Annotated in this window: 11 protein-coding genes, 1 tRNA gene and 2 pseudogenes; 8 read left to right on the top strand and 6 right to left on the bottom strand. The window is 62.5% G+C overall.

Annotation, left to right across the window (positions count from 1 at the left end; all coding sequences use genetic code 11):
- Positions 1-119: 119 nt before the first annotated feature.
- From F1735_RS31310 to F1735_RS31300, 3 genes and pseudogenes are all read right to left on the bottom strand, one after another.
- Positions 120-422, bottom strand: a pseudogene (locus tag F1735_RS31310) (hypothetical protein); the annotation flags it as partial.
- A 66-nt stretch (positions 423-488) separates the two neighbouring features.
- The gene (locus F1735_RS31305) at positions 489-980 is read right to left on the bottom strand and encodes a DcrB-related protein (protein WP_229506054.1); all 492 of its coding nucleotides are present in this window, start codon (positions 978-980) and stop codon (positions 489-491) included.
- Positions 977-1,216 (bottom strand): hypothetical protein, encoded by a 240-nt coding sequence (locus F1735_RS31300; RefSeq protein ID WP_167240640.1) that lies wholly within the window; start codon positions 1,214-1,216, stop codon positions 977-979. Before F1735_RS31300 ends, F1735_RS31305 begins: the two co-directional genes overlap by 4 nt.
- Positions 1,217-1,373: 157 nt before the next feature.
- On the opposite strand from F1735_RS31300, the pseudogene F1735_RS31295 reads away from it, so the two are divergent.
- Positions 1,374-1,538 (top strand): annotated as a pseudogene (locus F1735_RS31295) (IS3 family transposase); the annotation flags it as partial.
- Positions 1,539-1,858: 320 nt separating this feature from the next.
- On the opposite strand, the gene F1735_RS31290 reads toward F1735_RS31295, so the two are convergent.
- Complete coding sequence (locus tag F1735_RS31290; protein ID WP_167240639.1) at positions 1,859-2,059, bottom strand: cysteine-rich CWC family protein; 201 nt, start codon at positions 2,057-2,059, stop codon at positions 1,859-1,861.
- 252 nt (positions 2,060-2,311) lie between these two features.
- On the opposite strand from F1735_RS31290, the gene argB reads away from it, so the two are divergent.
- Together argB and F1735_RS31280 are read left to right on the top strand one after the other, a co-directional pair.
- On the top strand, positions 2,312-3,238 hold the full coding sequence (argB, locus tag F1735_RS31285) for an acetylglutamate kinase (RefSeq protein ID WP_166888986.1): 927 nt from the start codon (positions 2,312-2,314) through the stop codon (positions 3,236-3,238).
- Between the two features lie 75 nt (positions 3,239-3,313).
- A tRNA-Thr gene (locus F1735_RS31280) sits at positions 3,314-3,388 on the top strand.
- A 24-nt stretch (positions 3,389-3,412) separates the two neighbouring features.
- Here F1735_RS31280 and F1735_RS31275 read toward each other — a convergent pair.
- Complete coding sequence (locus tag F1735_RS31275; protein WP_167240636.1) at positions 3,413-4,303, bottom strand: TraB/GumN family protein; 891 nt, start codon at positions 4,301-4,303, stop codon at positions 3,413-3,415.
- A gap of 48 nt (positions 4,304-4,351) precedes the next feature.
- Between F1735_RS31275 and F1735_RS31270 the strand changes: the two genes are divergently transcribed.
- Genes F1735_RS31270 through pabB form a run of 3 tightly spaced genes read left to right on the top strand, consistent with a single transcriptional unit; the run spans position 4,352 to position 7,522 of the window.
- Positions 4,352-5,080, top strand: coding sequence for an HAD-IA family hydrolase (locus F1735_RS31270; protein WP_370664014.1), 729 nt, complete (start codon positions 4,352-4,354; stop codon positions 5,078-5,080).
- Between the two features lie 28 nt (positions 5,081-5,108).
- Positions 5,109-5,687 carry a nucleoid occlusion factor SlmA gene (gene slmA, locus F1735_RS31265; protein ID WP_167240635.1) on the top strand — a complete coding sequence of 193 codons (579 nt, stop codon included), beginning with the start codon at positions 5,109-5,111 and terminating at the stop codon, positions 5,685-5,687.
- A 14-nt stretch (positions 5,688-5,701) separates the two neighbouring features.
- Positions 5,702-7,522 carry an aminodeoxychorismate synthase component I gene (pabB, locus tag F1735_RS31260; protein WP_167240633.1) on the top strand — a complete coding sequence of 607 codons (1,821 nt, stop codon included), beginning with the start codon at positions 5,702-5,704 and terminating at the stop codon, positions 7,520-7,522.
- Here pabB and F1735_RS31255 read toward each other — a convergent pair.
- Complete coding sequence (locus tag F1735_RS31255) at positions 7,519-8,196, bottom strand: ArsR/SmtB family transcription factor (RefSeq protein ID WP_167240631.1); 678 nt, start codon at positions 8,194-8,196, stop codon at positions 7,519-7,521. The genes pabB and F1735_RS31255 overlap by 4 nt on opposite strands.
- 75 nt (positions 8,197-8,271) lie before the next feature.
- On the opposite strand from F1735_RS31255, the gene F1735_RS31250 reads away from it, so the two are divergent.
- Both F1735_RS31250 and F1735_RS31245 read left to right on the top strand, forming a co-directional pair.
- Positions 8,272-8,910: a DUF6058 family natural product biosynthesis protein gene (locus F1735_RS31250; RefSeq protein WP_167240629.1), complete on the top strand. Its 639-nt coding sequence runs from the start codon at positions 8,272-8,274 to the stop codon at positions 8,908-8,910.
- A 274-nt stretch (positions 8,911-9,184) separates the two neighbouring features.
- The gene (locus tag F1735_RS31245) at positions 9,185-9,499 is read left to right on the top strand and encodes an RNA-binding domain-containing protein (protein WP_167240627.1); all 315 of its coding nucleotides are present in this window, start codon (positions 9,185-9,187) and stop codon (positions 9,497-9,499) included.
- Positions 9,500-9,570: the final 71 nt, after the last annotated feature.

Raw genomic sequence — 9,570 nt, 5'->3', positions numbered from 1 at the left:
GCGAACCGTTCTAACCGCACGATCAAAAACAGCGCCGTGGCCGGCGCTGTCAAGACGCTAAAATCGCTCGGGGTAGGACCATCGTTTTACGTGAAAACCGGGCCATCAACTCGCGTGATCACACTCACGTGGGCGGCCGCCAGGTTGTTGACAAAAACGTTGGGCGAACCGCTGGTGATCGTACCGGATGGCGAAGTGAACATCTTGCCGATGGACTCTCCCAAGCCAGCAAGCAATGGGGCCGCAGCCCCGGCGGCAATTCCAGCCAACAGGCCCGCCACCAATGCTAGACCGCAGCCGCAAGTGACTGTGGCGAATGCGACGGCGGCGATCAGGGCGATGCCGATGAGCGCGCCTACGAGAAATCCAGTCAGGGCGCTGGTGTGGGCAATAGGGTCGGTAAGTCGGGCGGCTTCAAACATAGGCGTCGATGGCTTTGGCTGGAAACGACTGCGTGCGAGGCTCCGCAGCCGGGTTATTGGGGCGTCTTATCCGGCAACGGGAGCGGTATCGGCGGCAGCTTGCGTCGGCGCAATAAAACTGTCGAGCCAGCTTCTCCAGAGTCCCTCGAACTTATCGTCGAAGGCTCGCGGGCTGGCGGCCGTGAGAATCAGCGCACGCTTGGGTCCAACGAGGAATGCGGCTTGGCGCTGGCGTATCGTTTGCGCGCCGTTCTTGTACTGCGCTTCGATTCGTTCGCCAACGCATGCCGAATTGCCATGGCCAAGCAGATCGGGGATGCGCGCAACCACTTTGTGGTTCGGGATACGCGACTTGAGCACGCACAGTTGGCGGTCGACGTAGGTGGTAAGGGTCTCGCCCTCGATTAGCCAATCGCGCGCGATGCTCAGGTTAGGCTGGTTTTGCGGATCCGAGGGCACGAAGATGTTGGCGCTTCGGTCTTCGAATCCGGGAGGTAGGCCAATACTGCCTTCATGCATTCCAATGCGCTCAAAGGGCATGGCATCGTCGGTGCTCATGGCGTCACCGCCGCACAATCGATTCGGATGATGCGGTTGGCTTGCTGGACAAGCGAGCGCTCGCCACCAGTGCTGCCGGTTGAACCATCTACACGAACGCCAGGTACTCGCGTCCCTAAACCATCGTAAAAGTAGGCCCTTGTATTGACGAAGGCGACATTGTCGCAGATGACTATCTGTGCGGAAGCGGAAGCGGCGGCAAAACCAAACAGTAAGCCGGTGACAAGGATTTTCATGTTTTACTGTAAATTAGTTTCGGGACAATATTTACTTTTACTTCATCTTGCATTCTGGGTCAACACTAAACGTACTGATTGTAGGACGGGGATCGAGGTTTATGTGAATCGCCCTGGGTTTGAAGGAGGCTCCAATATTTGAGAAAACGGAGCCACCATGAAGAAATCGAAATATTCCCCAGAAGTGATGGAGCGCGCTGTGCGCATGGTCGACGAGGCCGGCGGCCAGTACGAGTCGCAGTGGGCGGCCATCACATCCATATCGGCCTGGATTAGCTGTACTGCGGAAACGCTACGTCGCTGGGTTCGTCAGCATGAGCGCGCTTGCTATAAGAGTGAGCCAGTCAGAACTGGCACAACAATTTTCTATACTCAATACCAACTTCTTGTCCAGTCTGCAACAGATTCAGACGCAACAGGTGAGAAAAAACCATCGGCGGCTGGATGAAGGATATTGGAACCGCGTTTGTGTCCAGTCTGGCACTGGTGGCCATTGTCGGGTCGATTCTGACAGAGTATGTCGGGCTGGCAAAGCTGACTGCGAGCACGGAAAAAGCGGTCGGTATTCAAACCATGCCTGCACCCAACCCGGCGTTCAAAGAACCGGTTTCCGCGCCGGCCATTCCGCAGGAAGGAGGCCGCTCAGTCGCGTCCAGCCTCGGCCGGGGAAGTTTTTTGCGCCTCGATATGCTTCTTCAGGCAAGCCGGACACCAGCAAGCCGCCGCGCCGTCCGGGTCCGGCACCGCCACCACCGGCGGCAACTCCGTACACCAGCACGGCCCGGCGGTGCCGTCGGCCATGGCGCAGCCGAACTGCGCCCCACAGCGGTCGCAGGTACTCATGGCGCACCGCTTTCTGGCGAGCTGATCCACAACGGGAAAAGGCAAATGCGGGCGCTGCGATTCATGGGCGTGTTTCCTGATCAATTAAGGCGCTGCCACCCTGTCAACAAAGAGAGGCATCGCGCCGTGGGGAGGCATTTAAGCCCAGCCTAACGGATCAAAAATGAAAATACAACAAGATAGCCCTATAATGCCCACAAGCTTCTCCCTGTTGCCTGTAAAATCTCGCAAAATTTCATTTCCGGACCCGCCATGACCGCTCCTTTGCCCACACTGAAGACCGACCATCAAGACGACCTGACCGCGGTGTCTCCGCAGATCAAGGCGCAGATCCTGGCCGAGGCACTGCCGTATATCCGCAATTTCCATGGCAAGACCATTGTCATCAAATACGGCGGCAATGCGATGACCGACGAACGCCTCAAGCATGGCTTCGCACGCGATGTCATCCTGCTCAAGCTGGTCGGCATGAACCCGGTCGTGGTGCATGGCGGCGGTCCCCAGATCGACAACGCCCTGAAAAAAATCGGCAAGCAAGGCACCTTCGTGCAAGGCATGCGCATCACCGACGAAGAAACCATGGAAGTGGTCGAATGGGTGCTCGGCGGCGAAGTCCAGCAAGACATCGTGATGCTGATTAACCATTACGGCGGCCAGGCTGTCGGCCTGACCGGCAAAGATGGCGGCCTGATCCGTGCGCGCAAGATGGCCATGCCCGACAAGGAAAACCCGGGCCAGTTCCTCGACATCGGCTTTGTCGGCGAAATCGACGCCATCAACCCGGCCGTGGTCAAGGCGCTGCAGGACGACGCCTTCATTCCGATCATCTCGCCGATCGGTTTCGGCCAGGATGGCCAGGCCTACAACATCAATGCCGACGTCGTCGCCGGCAAGATCGCGGAAATCCTGAAAGCCGAAAAGTTGATCATGATGACCAACATCGCCGGCGTGCAAGATAAAAAAGGCAAGCTCGTGACCGATCTGTCGGCCCGCGAGATCGACGAAATGTTCGCCGATGGCACCATTTCCGGCGGCATGCTGCCTAAAATTTCATCGGCGCTGGACGCGGCCAAGTCGGGCGTGAACACGGTTCACATCATCGACGGGCGAATCGAGCACTCTTTGCTGCTCGAGGTCTTGACCGAACAGGCTTTTGGCACTATGATCCGGTCGCACTAAATAACTTGTGGCGGCATCAGCCGCCACGGGAACATCGGCAACCGCAGCAGGGTTGTCGAGGTAAGCATTAATACCGCCCTTTTAGCTCAGTGGTAGAGCACTCCCTTGGTAAGGGAGAGGCCACGTGTTCAATCCACGTAAAGGGCACCATTCTTCCCGCAGCACCCTCCCCCTTCAGTACACCCGCTCGACCGTCAGCCCTTTTGCGCCCAGCAATGCCGGCACGCTGTGCTTGCCGACCAAATGCAATACGCCGATCGCCGCCACGCTCTTGTCCTGCTTGGCCAGCAAGGCCGCCAGCTTCTCGGCCAATGGTCCGTTGCGTTCTTCCAACAGCACTTTTTGCATGAACTTGCCCGACACGCTGGTGTCGCCTTCGACCTTGGCCGCCACCGCATCGAGCACCGCCTTGTCGGCCGAGCCCCAGGCATCGACAATCTGGCGCATTTCCGCGCGCTGCTTGCCGGACTCCATCATATCGACGCTCTCTTCCAGGAATGCCCACTGCTCTTGCTCGCCCAGGCGGTCGAACATGGCGAACTGGGCGCTGATCGATTCGAGCTCGATCACCGGCACCTTGCTGGCGCGCGCCATCTGCGCCAGCTTGATATCGACCGCCAGTTCGGCCTGGTAACCTTCGGACGCGTACTCGGCCAGGGTGAGGGTGGTGGCCACCAGCCACGGCTTGAAGCGCGCCACCGCAGCCGGATCGATCCTGGCCTTTTTCAAGGCGTGCTCGACGCGCTTGCGAAACGCCGGCGAGCGGTCCTGGAAGCCCGGTTTGCCGGGCGCGAGCATGGCATGCGCCTGCATCGCCGCGCCCAGCTTGGCCGGGTCCTGCAACAGGTCGACTTCCAGCGCCAGCGCCGAGGCGTTCTGGATGGCCGTGGCGATGCGCGGCTCCAGGGGATAGAACTCGGGCAAGCCCACGTGCATGGTGCCGAACAGGTACATCGTGTGGCCGCCGCCGCTGACCTTGAACAGCGCGCCGCGCTCGGCGCCCCAGGCCGATGGCAGGGCCAGCATCAGAAGGCTGAGGAACACCACTATAATTGGACGTCTCATGCGTTTTTTCCTTGTTGTTTCGCTACCGCGTTTTTAGTCAGGTCTCTTGTGCCCAATCTTACCCGCTCCGCCCCGCTCTGGTTGTTTGATCTCGACAATACGCTGCACAACGCCTCGCACGCGATTTTCCCCACCATCACCGCCAACATGAACGTGTACATCGCGCGCGTGCTGGGCGACGGCGTCACGCCCGCCAGCGCCGATGTGGTCAACGCGGCCCGCCTGGCGTACTGGACACGCTACGGCGCCACCCTGCTCGGGATGATCAAGCACCACCAGGTCAGCGCCGCCGACTTCCTGCACGAAACCCACAACATCGAACGGCTGGAAGACATGATCCGCTACGAACGCGGCCTGGCGCGCCTGCTCAGGCGCCTGCCGGGGCGGAAAATCCTGCTGACCAACGCGCCGACGCGCTACTCGACCGACGTCATGCGCCACCTGGGATTGCGGCGCCACTTCAGCCACCACATCGCCATCGAAAACATGCATGTGCATGGCCAGCTGCGCCCCAAGCCGTCCAAGCTGATGCTGCGCCGCCTGCTGCGCAAGCACGGCGTGGCCGCGCAACGCTGCATCCTGGTCGAAGACACCCTGGCCAACCTGCGCACCGCCAAACAGGTCGGCATGCGCACCGCATGGGTCACCCAATATCTGCGCATGGCCGACCCGATCGGTGTTGCGCCGTTGCCAAAAAAGTTAAAACGCCCCGCTTATGTCGATGTCAAAGTAAAATCCGTGCTTCAGTTGCCGAGATGCATGAATCGGCTGCGCTGACAACGACAACCCACCTCATCGAGAACACATGGCAAGCACCAAGCCGGGCCAGCGCAAGCTGCAAATCCTCCAGGCCCTGGCCTCCATGCTGGAGCAGCCCAAAGGCGAGAAAATCACCACGGCGGCACTGGCAGCGCGGCTGGACGTATCCGAAGCGGCGCTGTACCGCCACTTCGCCAGCAAGGCGCAGATGTTCGAAGGCTTGATCGAGTTCATCGAATCGAGCGTCTTCGGCCTGATTAACCAGATCGCCGAAAACGAACAGGGCGGCATCGACCAGGCCCACGCCGTGCTGCAGATGCTGCTCGGCTTCGCGGCCAACAATCCCGGCATGACGCGGGTGCTGATCGGCGACGCCCTGGTCAACGAAGACGAGCGCCTGCAACTGCGCATGAACCAGTTCTACGACAAGGTCGAACTGGCCTGCAAGCAGTCGCTGCGCCTGGCCGTCACCCAGGGCCACGGCCAGGAAGCCGATGTCGCCGCGCGCGCCAGCCTGCTGGTGGCCTACGTGGTCGGACGCTGGCACCGCTACGCCAAGAGCGGCTTCCGCCACAATCCGGCCGAGGGCACGGCCCTGCAGATCTCCCTGCTGCTGTCGGCCTGACTGCCTTTGCACCGATGAACAGCGCGCCCTGCTTTGCCCTGCTCGACGACGCCACCGGCGCCGGCGGGCAGGCAGCGTCGCGCCTGTACACGGGCCACGCCGGCACCCTGCGCTGCGACGCGCCAGGCGACTGGCCGCCCCTGCTGGCGCAGCTCCAGGAAGCGCTCGCGCGCGGCCTGCACGCGGTCGCGGTGCTCGCGTATGAACTGGGCGGACATTTGCTGGGCATCGATGCGCACCCTGCCAGCGGCCCGCTGGCGCAAGTGCTGCTGTTCGATACCTGCACCCGCCTGACATCAAGCGAGGTGGCGGCCTGGCTGGCCGCGCAAGCGCGCGACGGCGATGGCCCGGCCGGCATCGCCAAGGTGTACGCCAACGTCGACCAGAAGGCCTTCAGCGAGGCGCTGGCGCGCATTCACGACTACATCGCCGCCGGCGACACCTACCAGGTCAACTACACTTACCGTCTGCGCTTCGACGCCTTCGGTTCGCCCCACGCGCTGTACGCACGCCTGCGCGCGCGCCAGCCGGTGCCCTACGGCGCCCTGATCGCCCTGCCCGACGGCGACGCCGTGCTCTCGCTCTCGCCCGAACTGTTCGTGCGCCATCAAGGCGGTACACTCATCGCGCGCCCGATGAAAGGCACCGCCCCGGCCAGCGACGACGACAGCGACAACGCGCGCCGCGCCGGCGCGCTGGCGGCCGACCCCAAGAACCGCGCCGAAAACCTGATGATCGTCGACCTGCTGCGCAACGACCTCGGAAGAGTCGCCGTCACCGGCAGCGTCGCGGTGCCGGCGCTGTTCGACGTGCAGCGCTTTGCCAGCGTGCTGCAGATGACGTCCACCGTGTACGCCCGCCTGCGCCCGGACGCCACCCTGACCGGCATCTTCGGGGCGCTGTACCCGTGCGGCTCGATCACCGGCGCGCCCAAGCGGCGTGCGATGGAAATCATCCACGAGCTCGAACCTGCCGCGCGCGGCGTCTACACCGGCGCCATCGGCTGGTTCGAGCCGCCCGCCACGCTTGGGGCGATCGGCGACTTTTGCCTGTCGGTGCCGATCCGCACCCTGGCGCTGCAATCCGAACAGGGCGGCACGCGGCACGGCGAAATGGGGGTCGGCGCCGGCATCGTGTACGACAGCGATTGCGCCGACGAATACGCCGAGTGCCAGCTCAAGGCGCGTTTTCTGACCGGCCTGGAAAACCGCTTCGAGGTCTTCGAAACCCTGTACGCCACGCGCGCCGACGGCTGCCGCCAGCGCGCGCGGCACCTGGCGCGCATGGCGCAATCGGCGCACTACTTCGGCTTCCCGTTCGATGACGCCGCCGCCCACGCGGCCCTGGACGCCGCCTGCGCCGCGCTGGCGCCCGGCGTGGCATCGCGCATCCGGCTCGCCATCGGCCCATCCGGTACCTTCAGCGTGCAAAGCGGCGCGCTGGCCGCGCTGACGCAGCCGGTGCGCGTGCTGCTCGCGCAAGAGGCGATGCGGTCAAGCGAACTCTTCCTGCGCCACAAAACCAGCATCCGCACCCGCTACGACGCCGCCTGGCGCGCGGCCGAGGCGCAGGGCGCATTCGACATGCTGTTCTTTAACGAGCGCGGCGAGCTGACCGAAGGAGGCCGCAGCAATGTGTTCGTGCGGGTCGACGGCCGCTGGCGCACCCCCGCCCTGGCCTGCGGCCTGCTGCCCGGGATCATGCGCGCGCTGGTGCTGGCGGACGCGCAGTGGGATGCCGAAGAAACCATCGTCACGCGCGCGATGTTTGAGCACGCCACCGGCCTGATGGTCTGCAACGCCCTGCGCGGGCCGATGATGGCGGTATTGACCTAATCGACCCAGGCGCGCAAGGCCTGTTCGCCGGCCTCGCTGAAGGCCACCACGCGCGAGTCGAGCGAGCGCCTGGCCCAGCCCAGTTCTTCGAAGCGCGCCAGCAGCGCGTCGCCCAGGGTGCCGGCCAGGTGATGCCGGCGCTCGCTCCAGTCAAGGCAGGTGCGGCAAAAGGCGCGCCGCGTGCCGGCCGCCGCAGCCAGGTCGACGCCGATGGCTTGCATCATGACGCCGCCGGCTTCGGTGAGGCGCAGGCCGGCGGCGTCGGGCGTGAAAGCAGCGCGCGCCAGCAAGCCCTCGTACACCAGCACCCCGAGTTCGCCGGCCAGGTGGTTGTAGCACACGCGCGCCTTGCGCAAGGCCGGCTCGCGCGGGCTCGAACGCAGGCGGATGGCGCCGGTGCGAAAGGCCACGTTCATGAGCGACTCGAGCAGCTGCGCCACATCGTCGTCGGCCAGGCGAAAATAGCGGTGGCGGCCCTGCGCTTGCACCGCGAGCAGGCCGGCGTCGACCAGTTTGGCCAGGTGGGTGCTGATGGTCTGCTTGGTGACGCCGGCGATGTCGGCCAGTTCGGTGGCGGTCAGCGCCATGCCCGACATGAGCGCGGTCAGCACTTCCGCGCGCGCGTGATCGCCGATCAGGGCGGCGATGCCGATGATATTGGGTCCGTCTTTCATGGTTCGATGGTAGCCGAACCATGCAGCACGCACAAGCTTGTATAGTAGGCCCTGTCGACCAACGGGAGAGCGGCCATGGAATTGATCCACTACCTGAGCGATGGTTTTTTTACCGAGGAACAGCTGCTGGCGGTGTCCGGCATCGACGCCGGCGAGCTGGCGGCGCTGCAGCGCCGCGCGATGATGCCGCAGGCCTCGTACCGGCTGCGCATTGACGTCAACTGCGACTCCTTCTTCGGCGCGCACCAGGAACACAAGCAGCTCGTCTATTACGCCAAGGGCTACGCCTCGTGGATCGGACTGCTGCAGTCGCTGGGCGGCGAGGCCGATGCCTTGCGCGTGTTCGCGGAGCGCTACCGCGCCCGCCTGGGGCAGCTGAGAGCGGCCGGCCTGTGCAGCGACGCCCCCAAGCTCGGCGCGGGGCTGGACCAGCACCTGGTCGAGGAGTGGCGCCACTTCCTCGAAGGCACCTACGGCGTGTGTACCAAGACCGGGCTGCCGGAAGATATCGCGTCAAAAGAGCTGGCCACGACGATCATCCGCGAGATCATCGGCAAACCCGGCGAACAGGCCCTGTCGATGCGCGACCGGGTGTGCCTGACCCTGGCGGTCGACTTGCTCGACACCGCCAGCGGCCAGTTCGCGCCCCATGAAAAAGAGCGCAGCTCGCGCAATTTGTTGATTGACGAGGTGCGCAAGACTTACCAGTTATGACCAACGCATTTGCCGCGATTGCCAGCTTGTAGCAAGCATCCCATCTGTAGCAGCGGATACAGACACGGTTCAAATTGAGCAACTCTAAAAGCGCCGATATTGATGTAAGTCAGGAACAGGAATGATAGGTCCGACGTAAGATGTCTGGCGAGTACTCTCACGCCTTCATCATTCTGATGGTCATCGGTTTATACGCGGTACATGTGGCGCCACTTATCACACCAGAAAAACGACGAAGTCATTTACCCCTTTAAAATCAGTCACTTACAATCACATGGGTAAACACTGGATAGCTCAAGGGATTGCCTCACTAAACTCCAGCCTCGAACCCGTACCTCACGAGGTGAACGAACTGGACTGGAAAGTCGCCGTTTCTGACAACAAGGAACGCCTGACCGAACATCTCATTGCTTTCGCGAACTATCCCAACGGTGGCTATCTAGCTTACGGTATCACCGATGCCACCGCGCGATTGGTCGGCGTCGACCAGGCGGAGGTGGAAGAGATCATTTCGCGGCTCGCCAATTTGGGCCGCGGAAATTTGCAAGCTAGTTGTCGCCTAAATACGATTTTTACGCTGCTTTTTTGAGTGCTTGATTTTTCTCCTTTTTGGTGACGGCTTCCGTGACACTTTTTTCGGGATTGAGGTGTACCGTCGTC

Source organism: Massilia genomosp. 1 (assembly GCF_011682185.1).
Lineage (GTDB): Bacteria > Pseudomonadota > Gammaproteobacteria > Burkholderiales > Burkholderiaceae_D > Telluria_A > Telluria_A rubra.
Note: the sequence above shows the minus strand (reverse complement) of the source record. Positions and strands in the feature narration are given on the sequence as shown.

Excerpts from the sequence above, each read along its gene's own strand:
- F1735_RS31305 (WP_229506054.1), bottom strand. The coding sequence starts at position 980 with ATGAGCACCGACGATGCCATGCCCTTTGAGCGCATTGGAATGCATGAA.
- F1735_RS31300 (WP_167240640.1), bottom strand. The coding sequence starts at position 1,216 with ATGAAAATCCTTGTCACCGGCTTACTGTTTGGTTTTGCCGCCGCTTCC.
- F1735_RS31290 (WP_167240639.1), bottom strand. The coding sequence starts at position 2,059 with ATGAGTACCTGCGACCGCTGTGGGGCGCAGTTCGGCTGCGCCATGGCC.
- argB (WP_166888986.1), top strand. The coding sequence starts at position 2,312 with ATGACCGCTCCTTTGCCCACACTGAAGACCGACCATCAAGACGACCTG.
- F1735_RS31275 (WP_167240636.1), bottom strand. The coding sequence starts at position 4,303 with ATGAGACGTCCAATTATAGTGGTGTTCCTCAGCCTTCTGATGCTGGCC.
- slmA (WP_167240635.1), top strand. The coding sequence starts at position 5,109 with ATGGCAAGCACCAAGCCGGGCCAGCGCAAGCTGCAAATCCTCCAGGCC.
- pabB (WP_167240633.1), top strand. The coding sequence starts at position 5,702 with ATGAACAGCGCGCCCTGCTTTGCCCTGCTCGACGACGCCACCGGCGCC.
- F1735_RS31255 (WP_167240631.1), bottom strand. The coding sequence starts at position 8,196 with ATGAAAGACGGACCCAATATCATCGGCATCGCCGCCCTGATCGGCGAT.
- F1735_RS31250 (WP_167240629.1), top strand. The coding sequence starts at position 8,272 with ATGGAATTGATCCACTACCTGAGCGATGGTTTTTTTACCGAGGAACAG.
- F1735_RS31245 (WP_167240627.1), top strand. The coding sequence starts at position 9,185 with ATGGGTAAACACTGGATAGCTCAAGGGATTGCCTCACTAAACTCCAGC.